Consider the following 14,705-nt stretch of genomic DNA (forward strand, 5'->3'; position numbering starts at 1 on the left):
CGCTGCCCGTTCGGCACACCACCCCTGCGTATTACCCTTCTAGCATTTCCACCCGCAGCGCCATTACCGGCCCAGCCACCGCCGGGTGTGCGGCCAGTGCATGCACGGCCAGGTCCATGGTGGCCTGTGCCACGGCATCGGTCAATACAAGCACCTGCGGGCCACTGCCTGGGGGCAGGGCCTTGTTTTGCGCAAGCGCCAGTTGCAGCACCGGCACTTGCTGCGCGGCCAACCAGGCGCCCACGGCCTCGATCTGCAGGGCGCTGTGCACCGGCACACGAAGGTAGTGGCGCGAGTGCACCGCGGCGCGCGGCAACACGGCCAGTTGCTCATTCACGGCGTAGGCATGAAAACCCAGGTGCGGCACCTGCTGCGCTGTGTGGGTGCCGTCCAGCCGGGCGACATCCACCAGGTCGGCAATCACGGCCGAGGCGGTTTGCTCCGACCCGGCCCCTGCGCCGTAGTACATCGTCACACCGGCCGCATCGCCCTGGACCATGATGGCGTTCATCGAGCCATTCACCTGCGCCATCAGGTGTGTGGCGGGTACGAGGGCGGGCTGCACGCGCAGCTCAACACCTTCGGTGCGGCGCCGCGCCACTCCCAAGAGCTTGATGCGGTAGCCCATCTGCTCCGCGCAGGCCACATCCAGCCCTTGCAGCGTGGTGATGCCTTGCACCTGCACGTCGCCAAAACGCACCGGCATACCAAATGCATTGGCCGCCAGCAGCGTGATCTTGTGCGCTGCGTCGATGCCCTCGATGTCAAACGTCGGGTCGGCCTCGGCATAGCCCAGTGCCTGCGCCTGGGCCAGCGCCTGCGCAAAGTCCACGCCTTCGTCGCGCATTTTGCTCAAGATGAAGTTGGTGGTGCCGTTGATGATGCCTGCCACCCACTCGATGTGGTTGGCCGCCAGGCCCTCGCGCAGCGCCTTGACGATGGGGATGCTGACCGCTACGGCACCCTCGTACGCCACCACCACGCCATGCTGGCGCGCGGCAGCAAAAATCTCGGTGCCATGCTCGGCCAGCAGCGCTTTGTTCGCCGTCACCACATGCTTGCCCGCGCCAATGGCCGCCAGCACCCATTCCCGCGCAGGGCCAGTGCCGCCCGCCACTTCCACCACCACATCCACGTCCGGGTGGGTGGCGACCTGCAGAGGGTCATCCGTCAGCGTGACGCCGGGGCCCACCACTGCGGCGGCCCGGGACAGGTTGCGCGCAGAAACGACCATCACCTCAATGCCTCGCCCGGCGCGGCCCGCAATGGCGGCCTGGTTGCGCGCCAGCACGCGGAAGGTGCCCGCACCCACGGTGCCGATGCCAATCATGCCGACGCGCAGTGGGCGGGCGACAGTCGCAGCGTTGTGTACGGGGGTGGCAAAGGACTGAACGGGATCGCGGTACATAGGTTTCTCCAAACGACAGACAAAACAAAAAACCCAGCTGCCAGAGCTGGGTTTCATTCATCTGCGGGGGAGAAGAGAGCGATCACCAGGTGGCTGCCGAAACGGCCACCTGCGCGTGCTCAGGGGGCCGCGGTGGTCATGGTGGTAATCATTCGTGCACCCATCGCCCGCGCGCAGGCGCGCAGCACCTTGCCGCCCATAGGGACGGAGGCGGTTGCGGTGGGGATGGCGTGGTACGGCATGAGGGCGCCAGTGTACAGGAGAGCGATTCGTGCATGCTCACAACGCATCGTATTTGCGGCTGTGCCCCCGGGCTTGCTCTACCGGATACTTTTGTGCGTTGAGAGCCATCTTGGCCTGGGCCGCGTCCACCAGGTTGATGTCCAAAGCCGTCGAAAGCTGCACCAGGTACAGCAGTACATCGGCCATCTCATGGGCCACGGCCTGCTTCTGGTTGGGCGTGAGCTGGCGGCTCTGGTCCTCGGTGAGCCACTGAAAATGCTCCAGCAATTCACCGGCCTCGACGGTGAGCGCCGAGGCCAGGTTCTTGGGTGCATGGAACGGGCCCCAGTCGCGGGCGTCGGCAAACTGTTGCAACTGGCGGGCCAGGGTTTGAAGGGGGTCGTGCGTAGAGCGCAGGTCTGTCATGCCCCCGACTGTAGCGAGGGGCATGGACGAGGCCACTTGCAGCCAAGCCGGTGGATGCGCATCATGGTCCCACCATGCCTGAAACCACCTTTCATCTCCCAGCCCTGCGCACGCGGCAGGATGCCGATGCCGTCATGTTTGAATTGCAAGATCTGCCCTGCGTCAGCGGGGCCGATGTGGATCTGGGCGCACAGACAGCCAAGGTCAGCCACACGGCCATGATTTCACCCGAGGACATCGCCGCAGCGTTGCAGGATGCGGGTTACGAAGCCCAGGTGACGGCCGCATGACCGATAAGAACGACGACACCGTTGCCATCACCCGCCGCCTGCGCATCACTGGCCATGTGCAGGGCGTGGGCTACCGGTGGCACACGGTGCAGGAGGCCCGCCGTCTGGGCCTGGTGGGCTGGGTGCGCAACCGGCACGACGGCAGTGTGGAGGCCCTGGCGCACGGCGCGCCGTCCGCCGTGCAGAGCCTGATCGACTGGGCCGATCGGGGCCCCACGCTGGCCCGCGTCGATGCCGTGAACGTATCGGACGCTGCGTGGGATGGTACCCAAGGCACAGGCTTTGTGCAGAGCGAGACGCAGTAACACGACCTTGCCGGCTCTGCGCCCTGCCGGTGCTGGCGCCCAGACACTTGCTTCGATCCACCGCCATGACCGCCCTGCACATCCGCAGCAAGTGGCCAGAAAAGACCGTGGCAATGTAACAATATGAGGTTTGGCGCTGCCCGCGCCATGACGAAAGCACTCTCCATGTCGATTGATTGCCTGGTTCCGCCGCCTGTATGCCGATTCGACGCGATGGGTTTGACATGAGCTGGTTGTCATGGCTGATGCCTGGACGCGGTAATGCTGCGCAAAAGCCCGGCGCGGCAGCGCCGATCGCGACATCGGCTCGCATCGAGCCCGTGGACGAGAAACCGCTGGAAGACGCACAGAGATCAGATACGCAACAGGTTTTGCCCTGGCTGTTGGGCTGCGAGGCATTGACCGACACGCCAATGACGCCTATCGAGCGCAGCGCGCTGGATGCGATTGCCAAAACACTGGCAAAACCCGAGCTCACGGATAACCTGCTACCGCGCGCTGCGGCGCTGATTCCCCAGCTGATCGCCCTGGTGCGCCAGACAGAACTGCCGACGGCAGCGATTGCCGAGCGCATTGGCAAGGACGCGGTGCTGGCGGCAGAAGTCATGCGCCTGGCCAGTAGCTCGCACTATCGGGCGCAGGGCAGCGTGGCCAATCTGGAGCAGGCCATCGAACGGATTGGCCTGCAGGGCCTGCAGACGGTGATCGCCCGTGTGGTGCTCAAGCCGATTTTCCAGGCCGTGCCCGGTCCGCTCAGCGCGCGTGCGGGCAAGCGCATTGGGGACTACTCGGAAGCGCTGGCGCGGCACACCGCGATCCTGTCCGGCCGCGCAGGCCAGGCCGTTTTCGATGCGTATCTGGCGGGCCTGATGCACGGCACCGGCTGGACCATCGCCTTCAGCATCATCGACCGCGCAGGCCTGCATATAGCGGTACCTCCGTCACAAGCCTTCGGCGCCGCACTGGCGGAGGAGGCGCAGCGCCTGTTTGGCCAGGCGGCACAGCGCTGGGACATCACTGCCGGGTTTACCGCGCTGGCGCTGGACGCCCGGCGCAACGGCCTGGCGGCTGCCCTCCATCCGCTGGCACATTTGCTGCGGCAGGCGCAGCAACCCTGTCTGGAAGAACTGGCCTTGGGCTGATGGGCGTGCCAAACGATGCCAGGCATCGGTAGCGACTGGCGCCCCTGCTCTTGCCGGACGCCACCCAGTTCAGGCGGGTACGGTTGATGGGGAGCAGGTTATGGCTGCGCCCCATCGCCGATGATCACTGTGCTCTGCCCGGGAATTTCGTGGTGGGAATGTGTTTTAGCGGCGAATCAGATAACGGATGGTGGGCCCATCCTGCTGGACCTCCAGCACTTCGTAGCCGTGGTTTTTGGCGTCGATCGGAATGTTGTTGATCGACTGCGGGCAGTCTGAGACCACCTCCAGAATTTGGCTGGGCGCGAGCTGGGGCATGGCTTCGAGCGTGGCGACGGCTGGGTAGGGACAGGGCTCGCCGATCATGTCGAGGCGAAAGTCGGGAACGTAGGGGCTGGTGCTCATGGGTGTCTTTCAGAGGGCGTTTTGCCGTTTCGCGGGCGCGGCGTTCTGGCGTGCCTTTTGGGCAAAAAAGTGCTTTTCCCACCAGATGACCAACGCCAACGACAGGCCGAGCATCACATAGGTGGCGATCAGGCCGCCCTGCGGGCCCAGGCTCTTGAGCAGGTTGATTTTGTCGTAGTTGACGGCAATGGCGGGCGCCAGGTCGTCCCACACCAGCGCCAGCAGCGTCGAGCCGATGACATTGCCCAGGCCTACCCACCAGTAGTGCACCTGGCCTTCGACCGCGCGGTACATCCAGCCGGTTTCGCAGCCACCGGCCAGCACGATGCCAAAGCCAAACAGCAGCCCGCCGATGACGGCGTTCGGGCCGGCCCAGAAAATCTTCGGGTCCAGCCCCAGTTGCACATAGCTGTACACGCCAATGGTGCTCACGGCCATGCCGGCGATGATGGCCTTGGCCATCTGCGTGCGCCCGGTGATCCACAGATCACGAAACGCCGAGGTGAAACACACCTGGGCGCGTTCGATGATCAGGCCAAAGGCCAGGCCAAACAGGGCCGCAATGCCCAGCTTGGGCGCATCGAACATCTTGGCCACAGCCCAGACCATGAAGCCCAGAAACAGCGCCATGCCGATGCGAAACCGTTTTTTGGCTTGCGCCTGGTGCGCCGACAGCGGCTGCGGTGCCGACACCTTCTGCAGCTTCACGGGGATGCGAAAGGCGGGCAGCAGACTGACCTTGGCCCCGGCCAGCGAGCCGATGGCTGTGGCAATGGCAAAAAACCAGGCGTGCAGCGAAAACTGCGGAATGCCCGTGAAGAACGCCGCGAGATTGCAGCCCATGGCCAGGCGCGCGCCAAAGCCCGCAATGATGCCGCCCGCCAGCGCCTGGAACACCCGGATGCGGTGCGTGGGGTGGCGCAGCTTGACGTTATTGGCCCACAGCGCCGCCGAAAAGCAGCCGACAAACATGCCGATGATCATCACCCCGTCGATGCGTGTCAGTGGCGTGCCTTGCAGGCCGATGATCTTGAAGTACCCCCAGTTCGACAGGTCCACGCCCGCAAACTGCAGTGCATGCCCACCCCATCGCGTGAACTCGCCCGTGACGGCCCAGAAGGTACCGGTCAGGCCAAAGTAATAGGCCGAGAGCACGCCGGCCGCAATCACGGCTGGAACAGGCGACCAGAAGCGCACAAGGTACTGTTGTTTGAATTCTTGCCAGGTCACGATGGGTTGGCTTTCAGAAAGAAAAAGGGTTGCGCGGGAGCGCGGGCAGAAGATGAAAACAACAAAGGCTCCGTGACGGAGCCTTTGTGGCAAAGCGTGTGTGCTACAGCCAGAAACTCTTGGTCATTGGTCTTTTCAGGCTTGCGTTTGAATGGGCTGATGATGGTCGAAGGCAACCTTGGCAGAGCCAAGAAGGGCAGAAATAAGAACGATTTTTTCCCGACGTCATTGTGAAGGCACTATTTTGCAGTTTTGGATTCAGGTGAAGACGTGGCTATCTTCATCCATCCAGGCGCGCACGGCGAGGTGTACGGCGTCTGTGGGCAAAAACTCCTGCTCCAGCCGCCCTTTGTCCTGCGCGCGCAGGTGACTGTCCAGCGCTGCGTCATCGGGCCCCAACGCGCCACAGGCGGATGCGGGCGCGTGCACCGGCTCGGCCACGGCCAGTGGCTGGTGGGCGTTGAAGGTGGCTGCGTCCATCAGCAGCGCCCGCAGTTGCGGCACATGGCCACGCGCGATGGCGAGCATGTGCAGCCCCCAGGTGTCCAGGTCACCCCAGTAGGCCACGCTGCGCCCCTGCAGCCAGGGCGCTGCGAGCCAGCCCAGGTTCAAGCCCGCGCCCAGCACGGCGATGGTGTCCGGCACGGGTTGCGGCAACTGGTGCAGGCTGCATTCGTTCTCGACCAGCAAGATGCGGCGGGCGGGCAGCGGTGTGGTCAGCAGCTCGCTGGCGCGCACGCGCTGGCGGGCAAAGGGCAGCAGGCCAGGGGCCAGCGGGGCGATGAGCAGCCAGTGGTCGTCCTCGGGCAGCGCGCCCAAAAAGCCGACCAGCCCCTGGCGGCTGGCCTCGCCGTCAAAGCGCTCGTCCAGCAGGGCGGTGAGCAGGCTGGCGTGGCGCTCGCAGAACTTGCTGTCGTTGCCCTGCACGGCCAAGGCGCGCAGGGGTTTGCCTTGGGCGCAGCCGGGCTCCAGTTGCAGCGCCATGCGTGCGGCGGCGATAACGGCTTCGGTGGGCGTGTCGCGCCACTGCACCAGGCGGCGCACCAGCAGGCGCTGAAAGCCGGGGCGCTCTACCCCCGCAATGAGGGCGCTGAGCCGGGCATAGTCGCTTTTGACCTGTGCGTGCCCCGGCACCTTGAAATGGCCGATGGCCGCCACGCACTGCGAGGGCTTGGCCAGCTGCCAGTGCGTGGGCACGGCGATGGCGTCGCTGCTGCCACGGTAGCGCCGCTCTTGCCATTGCACGTTGCCCACGTTGCCCAGGCCGTGCTGCTCCACCGCGCGCCACTGCTGCAGATGGCTGCGCAGTGCGGCGGCGTCACGGATGAAGACGGCGGAGTCGGGTTGGCCGATGGAAAGTGTCAGCGGCCATGCCGCGCTACCGCCCAAAAGCTGGCGCTTGTGCCATTGCTGGGCCAGTTTGGCCGCCAGGGTTTGGGGTGATTTCATGCCGGTGATGCATCGTCCAGCGCATCGCCCGCCACCGTTGAAACCGGCGCCGCAGGCGACCCAGGGGGTGCTTTTCTGAATGCGTCAATCTCCTCCCAGCGCAGCGACGCCAGCGTGGCCTGCGCGCCGCGCCGGTGCACCACCACGGCGCTGCGCGTGTGGTTGCGCAGCAGGCGCACTTCCTTGTTGGGGGTGACGAACAGCGCGTGCAGGCCAAACTCGCGCAGCGCCTGAATGATGCGCGCCGCCACGGCCTGCGAGCTTTTGGAGAAGGCCTCGTCCAGCACGATGGTGCCAAACACCGGGCGGCTGGCACCGCCCGGGCACAGCGCGTAGCTCAGCGACGCGGTGAGCACGTAGCTGGCGATGATCTCCTTCTCGCCCCCGCTGCCGCCTTGCGATCCGGTGCGCCGCTCCAGCATCTGGCCGCTGCTGCGGTCCAGCACCAGCACGGCAAACTGCAGGCGGTAGCGGGCGTCCAGCAGCGCCTGCGCGGCCTTGCTGCGGCGGTTGCTGGCGTGGGTTTGCAGCATCTCCACGATGGCTCGCAGCGCCCGGTAGTGGCTTTGGCCGCCATCGTCGCGCAGGCTTTCGGTGCGCAACTGAGCCTGTGCGCGGTTGAGCTCTTGCAGGCTTTGGTGGACGACGGCACGCGGCTCCAGCTGCAGGTAGCGGCCGGGCTGAAAGTCCACGCGCTGCAGCGTGTCGTTGAGCTGGGCAATGCGCTCTTCAATGTCGGCCACCTGTGCGGCGATGCCGTTGAGCAAGGTGTCCACGCCCTGTTGCGAGGTGTTGTTGAGGTATTCCTGAAACCGCTGGCGCTTGTGCGGCAGGGCTTCTTCCTCCAGCACCTGCAGGCGCTGCAGGTAGTGGGGCAGCGCGTCCACCTCTTGCGCATGGTCGGCCAGTGCGCCCCGGTCTTCGGCCTTGGCCTTGCCCATTTGGCGCACGATGTCGGTGTGCAGGGTGTTCAGCTTTTTGCTGGCCTCAGCGGTTTTGGCTTGCACGGTGGCGCTGGCATCGCGCTCTTGCGCTTCGAGGTTGTCGCCATCGAGCGGGGGCAGGCGGTGGCCGGTGCGGGCCAACGCCGCCGCAAAGTCTGCGGCCAAGCCTTCGTCCACCCCGAGTGCATCCACGCTGCGCGCCTGGTACGCGCCGTGCCGCTTCTGTGCGGCGGCCCGCAAGGTGTCGTCCTGCGTCTGCGCCGTTTGCAAATGGCGCAGTTGTTCCTCTGCCGTGCGCGTGTCGGCCTGCGCGGCCTCCCAGCGCTGCTGGGCCTGTGCGGTGTCCGATTCGGGGTGCAGCAGCGCCTGCAGTTGCTGCGCTTTGTGCTGCAACTGCGCCTCGGCAGCCGCAGTGTCCAGGTCGTCGCGGCGCAGCGCTTGCAGGGCCGCCCACAGCTGGCGCTGCTCCTGTGCCTGGCGTTGGGTGGCCAGGATTTGGGTCTTTTTGGCCTCCAGCGCCTGATAGTCAAGCGCGAGCAGCTCCTTTTGTTGTAGCAAATGCGCGAGCCGGTCGCGGTTGTCAAACCCCGTCATCCAGTCCTGGTCCAGCCGTTTTTGGTCTTGCTTGTCGAAGTGGCCGGATTGGCTGGACATCAGCCCCTGCACCGTCATGGCGTGGGGCGTGCGCTCCAGGGTTTCCACATCGGGCACGCAGTGGCGGTCCAGGCCGTGCAGCAGCTGGCGCAGGGTGTTCAGGTGCGCGGTGGGGGCGGCGGGTTTCAGGTTGAGCTTGCGCGCAAAGCCGTCGGCTAGGAACGCGGCAGGCGTGGCATCGCGCACTTCCAGCAGGCGCACATGCAACCGGTTGTGCCGCTGGTTCACCCATTGCAGCGCGGCGTGCATGGCCGCGTGGGGCACCAAAATGCGCAGGCGGTGGCTGCCCAGCGCGCGTTCAATCGTGCCGCGCCACGCCTGTTCTGCCTTGCGCACCTCCACCAGCTCGGCGGCAAAGGGCAGGTCGGTTTCGGGCAAGCCCAGATGCTCGGCCAGCTCGGTGCGAAAGCGCTGGAACTCCATCGGCAGGTTGGAGCCGGGGCGCTGGCGCACGGCGTCGTATTCGGCCTGGGTCTCGCTCAGGCGGGTATGGGCGTTGTGGGCCTGGGCGATGGCGTGTTCGGCGCTGGCTTGCAGTTCGGCCTGGCGGGCGTCGATCTGTTCCATCGCCGCTTGTGCCTGGGCCTGGTGGTGGCCCAGGTCGTCCGCGCCCGCGTGCTCGCCCAGCCCCAGGTTGCGCACCACCGTTTGGTATTGCGCCAGCTGGCCCTGGATGCGCGCCAGCTCCTTGCGTGCATGCTCAATGTTCTCGCGCAGCACGTCGATGTTGGCGCCGCCCGCTTGCAGGTACAGGCCGTGCAAGTCCTGCTCGCGCTGGCGGGCGTGGTGAACCTGCGCTTGCGCGGCCTGCAGGGCATCCCCCCGCGCCGCGATCTGCGCCTGCAGCTGCGCCACGCGCTGGCCCCACCATTGCACGCCCTGCGCGGCAAACCAGGGGGGCAGTTGCTGCTGCAGTGCCTGCAAGTGCGCCAGGTGCTGGGCCTGCTGCTGCTCGCGCGCGGCCAGGTCGCGCAGCGGCAGCAGCGACACATACTGCGCGTTCGCCAGCTCCAGGTCGGCGTGGATGGAGGCCAGCTCGGCAAAGCCATCGACCACCTTTTGCGCGTCGTCAAAGGCCGAGTGGTCGTCCAGCACCAGCTCGCGGAAGATCTCGTCAATGCTGTTGAGCTGCTTGAGGCCCGCTGCGCGGTTGAGCAGCGTGAAGGCATTGGGCCCCACTTCAAAAAAGCTGTGCAGCTTGGCCAGGTAGGGCGCCTTGCTGCTGAACATCTGCAGGCCGTCGCTGTCCTTGGCCAGGCGCGTCAGTGCCTTGGCGCCGCCGCTGTGCTGCTCTTCCAGCCACAGGTCCAGGCTGTGGCCCTCGCCTTGTGCAAAGAACCAGCGCTTTTGCATGTCGGCGGCGGATTGGCTGCTGCCGTCAAACCACAGCAGTGCGCCCAGCCAGACGGATTCCTGCCCCGCCGCGCCCTCGCGCACCAGCCGCGCAGCCACGCCGGTGGCGCAGCGCCCGGCCCGCGCAATGTGGTCGCCGCTGTCGTTGCCCTGGCCGCTGGCGCCGCGCACATAGCTCACCAGGTCGCGGTCGCTCTCGTGCCCGCCGGTGGAGGCCAGGTTGTAGCGCGGGCTGGCGCACAGCAGCGTCATCAGCGCATCGACCAGCGTGGTCTTGCCGCTGCCCGTGGGGCCGATGATGGCGGTGTTGCCGGGGTCAATCGCCACCTGGTGGCGGCCCGCGAACGCGCCCCAGTTGTACAGGTGCAGCTCTTGCAGGATGAAGGAGGCGTCAGCGCTCATGGCGTGCCCTCCACCTGGCCTGCGCCGCCTTCGGCCACTTCGCGCAGGCGCAGCAGCAGCGTTTGCAGGTTCTCGGGGTTGAGCAGGTGCACGATCATGGGGCGGATGGTGATGCAGTCTTGCGCATCCACCTCGGTCACCATGCCGTGCGTGCGCAGGTTCTCCAGCAACTGGCCCAGGCGCTTGCGCTCTTGCATGTCGCTGCCGGTGGCCCCGAGGTAGGTTTCGAGCTGCGGCAGCAGGCTGTCTACGGTGATGCGCACCACCGCGCCAGTGCCGCTTTCTTGCTCGCGCTGCAAAAACTCGCGCCGCAAAATCGCCAGCAGCAGCGACTGCTCCAGCGTCAGCCGCTGGCGCTTCATCAGCGGGTGCGTCCAGTCGTCCTGCTCGCTTTCGTCGGCGTCGTCGCCCGCGTAGTCGGGCACCACGGCCAAAAAGGCCAGGCCGCGCACATCGTCCACCACCACGCGCAAGTCCAGGGGCTCCAGCAGGGCATCGAGCAGCGTGGTTTGCGCGGCGATCAGGCCGAACAGCTTGGGTTTGGCTGCCGATTCCAGCCAGCCATGCGCTAGCAAAAACTGTAGCGCCTGGCGCACGTTGGGCGGGGTTTTTGAAGGGTTTTGTGCTGCAGGCGGGCTTTCAGCAAGCGCGGGCAGCTCCTCTTTTGATAGTGGCGGTGGAGCCTGTTGGTCCACCGCCTGCGCGGCCATGCGGTCAAAAATATCTGGCTCTTGTCCTTGCGCCATCACAGCTCCCATTCCCTGTGCGCCAGTTGCGCGCCATCCAGCGCGACCTGCGGCACCGTGAAGCGCCAATGCTGATCGCCATCCTGTGTGTCGATCTGCTCTTCGCCCGGCTGCAGCTCCACCCCCGCCTCGCGCGCCATGGCCAGCCACAGCGCAAAGGTCTCCAGGTCGTGCTCGCCCGGGGGCAGCGCGGCGGCCAGCTCGGCCAAGGTCATCGGTTGGCCCCGGTCCGCCAGCGTTTGCAAGGTGCGCTGCACCAGCGCGTCACGGTCCAGCCCTTCAAACGCCTGCCAGAACTCGCCGTCCATTTGGCCCAGGTCGGCGTATTCGGTGGTCAGCAGCAGCGCGGCCTGCTCGCCGCCGTCCAGCGACTTGGCGCGCAGGCGCTCCACCAATGGCACGCCGCCCAGCGCCACGCCCAGCGGCGGTAGCGGTGCGCTCTGGCGGCGCACGGCCTGGCGCTGCCAGTCAATGCGCAGGGCCTGCTCCAGCACGTCGTTGAGCAACTGGCCCACACGCTGGTTCTCGGCCGCCTGGCCGGTTTTCATGAACTGGCTGACCTCGCGCTCGCTGCGCGCGCGCACGGCCTGCACCACCTTGGCCTCTTTGATGAGCTGCTGCACCAGCAGGTGCAGCGTGCTGCGCTGCAGGCCATCGAGCGCATGGTCTGTTGCCGGGTGCGCCAGGATCTGGCGGATGCGCTGGCGCATCTCGGTCAGCTCGGTTTGGTTGGACAGCTGTTGGTGAAAGCTGTCGAACACGCGGCCCTCTTGCGTGTTGAGCAAGTTGGCGTGGCCGTCCAGCAGCTGGTCCATCACCGCGCCCCGGTGGTGGCGAGCACTGATGATGGCCTCGCGCAGCGCACGGTCGGCCTCGCGCCACGAATCCTCCACCCGCCGAAAGTCCGCCCGCAGACTGACCGACAGCGCATACACCTCGCGAATGCCTTCCACGGCCTGCTCCGCCGTCAGCGCAGTGATGCGGCCCGCCTGCACGTCGTCAAGCTGTTGCTGCAGGTCCGCCATGCGGCGCTGCAAATGCTCGGTGCGGCTTTGCGGGTCGGGGTTGAGCGCGGCGGCCAGGTTGTCAATCTCGCGCTGCACCACGGCCAGGCGCGACGCGGTGGAGGTCATCATGCGCCCGTCGAGCTGCGCGATGAAGCGCAGCGCCGTCTTGAGCGCATCGGTCTCAAACACCCGCCCCTCGCGCTCCACTACCAGCCCGCGCCGTATCCACTCGCGCACCTCGCGGCGGGCCTGGCTCAGGGTGTCGGTGCTGTCGATTTCAAAGTCCACCTCATTCGCGTGCACCGCCAGCATGTCCGCCAGCGCCTGCACGGCAGCATCGAATGGCACACCATCGCGCTGGTGCTCGAACAGTGCATCGAGGCAACTGAGCACCAGCGGCGCCCTCCGCGAGGCCAGCAGCAGCCACGCCGGGTGCTGCTGGCGGGCGGCGATGTATTGGTGGGTGCGCTGCTGGTTGAGGGTGGACATGGGGCGAAGCCGGAGATGTTCCAATGGCTTGCGCCAAGTATTCAACACTTTTTGAGCGGGAGGACATACACGATGGCAAATCACATGACCGATGCCGAGTCGCGTGTACCCGTTACTGACCGAGCTCACCCAGCTGCTTGAGGAAGCTCGTGCTGAAACCTTTCAGATACTGGGTATACCTCTGCTCGTCTTCGCGGCTGTGCGATACCGCTTTCGCGCGGACGATCTGGTCGATCAGCTCCTTTTGCAGCACCTCGTTTTCAAGGATGGCTTTGGCGATAGCCGCTGTGTCGTTTCCCGACTGCAAAGCGGCATCCTTGCCAAGCAAGTAGGCACCTGCCAATTCAGGGTTGTAGTCGGCGGCTTCCATCAGCTTCGACTCCCTTTCGTAGAGCCGATCCATGTTGTCAGCGGCGGTGTAGTTCTGTGCGATGAACAACAGATCGGTGGCGTCTTTGTTGGAAAATTTCCGACGGTCCTGCCATGCAATGAGTTTGAGCACAGCCAGTGACGGAAGTGCACATGTCTTGATGACCAGCCCCCCACCGAGGTCTACCACCAGCGCACTACGAAACGCGTCCTCGAAGCCTGCTACGTTGAGCACCACGTCATTGCCTGGTGGCCACGCAATCTCGCCCGCAGGGTGCTCTATCCGGCCAAACAGGATCAGATCCAGAGGGATGCCTTTTGGAGATCCATAGTGCAGCCGGTGGGGCTTGCCATCCACAGCGTGGAACAAGCCCGTGAGAACCAGCGCATTCTTCAGGCGCTGAAAGCGGTCCCAGCCGTCAAGGTAGAGCCCGAGGTCCACGTCGCGTGTTGCGCGTTTCACCTCTTGCCCGAAGACGTGGGTCAAGGTGATGTCACGAGCCATGGCGCCGCCCACAAAGAGCGGGATTTCCAGAGCTTCGGTGGCGCTGCGCGCCTGTTCCAGGATCGCGCGCAGGGCAGGGTCTATGTCGCGGTCAGGAAGCCGTTTCAGCATCGAAGATCTCTTTTCTCAGCAGGCTTGCCACCTCGCGATTGCGGCCATCCAGGCTGGTCATGAGGTCCGCGTAGATCAGCAGCAAAGGTGCGATGGGCTCAGCGCTGGAACTGGGAGGTGTCCAGAAGGCGTCGAGGATTTCAACCGTGCCGTTGGGATCGGGCCGCAGGCGATGCTGCATCAACAGCCTTCCTCGGTCCTTCCAGCAGTAGATGGTGGCCAGCTCGGGCTGGAGATAGGAGGTTTTGAGCGCGGCGGCCACCTCGCCCCCCCAAGCCGCTTCTTCCGGCTGCAGCTTGGCATCCTTCCACCACCCTCCATTTTTCGGTGTGTACCGTTGAGGCATGAGCTTGTTGCGCAGTGCGATGGGGTAATTGCGAGCCCACTCCGTTCGCAGGGTGTCAACGGCGAGAAGTCTGCGGCTTTTGGTGTCGCCGGGGCTCAAGTGGCCCAGGCGTCGAAGGCCTTCCATAGCCTTTGCTGCGGAGCCAAGTGAGACCCCCGCCTTTGTCGCAATGTCGCGTAGCGGGCTTTCCGGCATGTTGGGTTCAGTCAGCAAAGTGAAGATGACCCGCAAGGCGCTTGCAGACCCCATGACCTCATGGCCAGATCCAACGGGCTCTTGTTCAGACCTTTGCTTGCCCGTGATAAAGACATAACAACCGGGAACGTCGATGAAGGCGTTTCCTGCGGTGTCTATGAAGTTCAACCCGGCCTCTTGGCAAAGGGCGGCATTTTTCTTCGACATGTAAGGAACAACAACAAGCCAACTCGGGTGACGAGAGATTGTTGAACTACGGGCCACCTGTGCTCTCAGGGTTTCAATACGCACAACGGTTTTTACTTCCACCGCGAACCGGTGAGCTGGGCCTTCCTTAAGGCGTAGTGCCAGGATCGCATCCGCATCGCCCGGTGATGAAAGAGCCTCTTCTTCAAGAACCTCCCAGTTCAGAGGGGGGCTTGTGGCCTCAATCGCCTTGGTGAGAATGCCGCTGTTGTTCATTTGTATGCCATGTTCATTGCGAATGAACGCGAATGATAAATGAACGAATGCTCCACAGAAACTCATCCAAGAAAGGTCTATAAAACTTTCCGGCCACCCATTCGTTCCAGTAAGCCAGCGCGTAGCATGTCTGGGATATACCAGCGGTTGATCTGTTTAGGTTCCCGAAGTTACTCGGCCCGCACATATTTTTCCAAATGAAAAAGCGCTCAGATTGAGCGCCTTTTCATTTTCTCGGGCAATGC

At 64.9% G+C, this 14,705-nt stretch carries 13 protein-coding genes; 3 read left to right on the forward strand and 10 right to left on the reverse strand.

The window, feature by feature from the left end; all coding sequences use genetic code 11:
• Positions 1–31: 31 nt before the first annotated feature.
• Together ACYVOC_RS00080 and ACYVOC_RS00085 are read right to left on the reverse strand one after the other, a co-directional pair.
• Positions 32–1,408: a homoserine dehydrogenase gene (locus ACYVOC_RS00080; RefSeq protein WP_116005490.1), complete on the reverse strand. Its 1,377-nt coding sequence runs from the start codon at positions 1,406–1,408 to the stop codon at positions 32–34.
• 279 nt (positions 1,409–1,687) lie between these two features.
• The gene (locus tag ACYVOC_RS00085) at positions 1,688–2,080 is read right to left on the reverse strand and encodes a nucleotide pyrophosphohydrolase (protein WP_370453678.1); all 393 of its coding nucleotides are present in this window, start codon (positions 2,078–2,080) and stop codon (positions 1,688–1,690) included.
• 50 nt (positions 2,081–2,130) lie between these two features.
• On the opposite strand from ACYVOC_RS00085, the gene ACYVOC_RS00090 reads away from it, so the two are divergent.
• From ACYVOC_RS00090 to ACYVOC_RS00100, 3 genes are all read left to right on the forward strand, one after another.
• Complete coding sequence (locus ACYVOC_RS00090; protein WP_116005488.1) at positions 2,131–2,346, forward strand: heavy-metal-associated domain-containing protein; 216 nt, start codon at positions 2,131–2,133, stop codon at positions 2,344–2,346.
• Positions 2,343–2,651, forward strand: coding sequence for an acylphosphatase (locus tag ACYVOC_RS00095; protein WP_116005487.1), 309 nt, complete (start codon positions 2,343–2,345; stop codon positions 2,649–2,651). The genes ACYVOC_RS00090 and ACYVOC_RS00095 overlap by 4 nt, the downstream gene beginning before the upstream one ends.
• Positions 2,652–2,848: 197 nt before the next feature.
• Entirely contained in the window at positions 2,849–3,793 is a 945-nt protein-coding gene (locus ACYVOC_RS00100; protein WP_461160471.1) for an HDOD domain-containing protein, read from the forward strand.
• 165 nt (positions 3,794–3,958) lie between these two features.
• On the opposite strand, the gene yedF is transcribed toward ACYVOC_RS00100, so the two are convergent.
• The 8 genes from yedF to ACYVOC_RS00140 all read right to left on the reverse strand — a co-directional run bounded on the left by yedF (position 3,959) and on the right by ACYVOC_RS00140 (position 14,460).
• Positions 3,959–4,198 (reverse strand): sulfurtransferase-like selenium metabolism protein YedF, encoded by a 240-nt coding sequence (gene yedF / locus ACYVOC_RS00105; RefSeq protein ID WP_461160472.1) that lies wholly within the window; start codon positions 4,196–4,198, stop codon positions 3,959–3,961.
• Positions 4,199–4,207: 9 nt separating this feature from the next.
• Positions 4,208–5,428, reverse strand: a complete 1,221-nt coding sequence (yedE, locus tag ACYVOC_RS00110) for a selenium metabolism membrane protein YedE/FdhT (protein ID WP_461160473.1) — start codon at positions 5,426–5,428, stop codon at positions 4,208–4,210.
• 258 nt (positions 5,429–5,686) lie between these two features.
• Entirely contained in the window at positions 5,687–6,877 is a 1,191-nt protein-coding gene (locus ACYVOC_RS00115) for a Wadjet anti-phage system protein JetD domain-containing protein (protein WP_461160474.1), read from the reverse strand.
• A complete protein-coding gene (locus tag ACYVOC_RS00120) occupies positions 6,874–10,230 on the reverse strand; it encodes an ATP-binding protein (protein WP_461160475.1) in 3,357 nt (1,118 codons plus the stop codon). Before ACYVOC_RS00120 ends, ACYVOC_RS00115 begins: the two co-directional genes overlap by 4 nt.
• The gene (locus ACYVOC_RS00125) at positions 10,227–10,976 is read right to left on the reverse strand and encodes a DUF4194 domain-containing protein (RefSeq protein WP_199563009.1); all 750 of its coding nucleotides are present in this window, start codon (positions 10,974–10,976) and stop codon (positions 10,227–10,229) included. The genes ACYVOC_RS00120 and ACYVOC_RS00125 overlap by 4 nt, the downstream gene beginning before the upstream one ends.
• On the reverse strand, positions 10,976–12,472 hold the full coding sequence (locus ACYVOC_RS00130) for a DUF3375 domain-containing protein (protein WP_116005480.1): 1,497 nt from the start codon (positions 12,470–12,472) through the stop codon (positions 10,976–10,978). Before ACYVOC_RS00130 ends, ACYVOC_RS00125 begins: the two co-directional genes overlap by 1 nt.
• Before the next feature lie 112 nt (positions 12,473–12,584).
• Positions 12,585–13,457, reverse strand: coding sequence for a nucleotidyl transferase AbiEii/AbiGii toxin family protein (locus ACYVOC_RS00135; protein WP_116005479.1), 873 nt, complete (start codon positions 13,455–13,457; stop codon positions 12,585–12,587).
• Positions 13,438–14,460, reverse strand: coding sequence for a type IV toxin-antitoxin system AbiEi family antitoxin (locus ACYVOC_RS00140; protein ID WP_158550316.1), 1,023 nt, complete (start codon positions 14,458–14,460; stop codon positions 13,438–13,440). The genes ACYVOC_RS00135 and ACYVOC_RS00140 overlap by 20 nt, the downstream gene beginning before the upstream one ends.
• Between the last annotated feature and the right edge of the window lie 245 nt (positions 14,461–14,705).

The sequence above is a fragment of the Simplicispira piscis genome, from assembly GCF_054783455.1.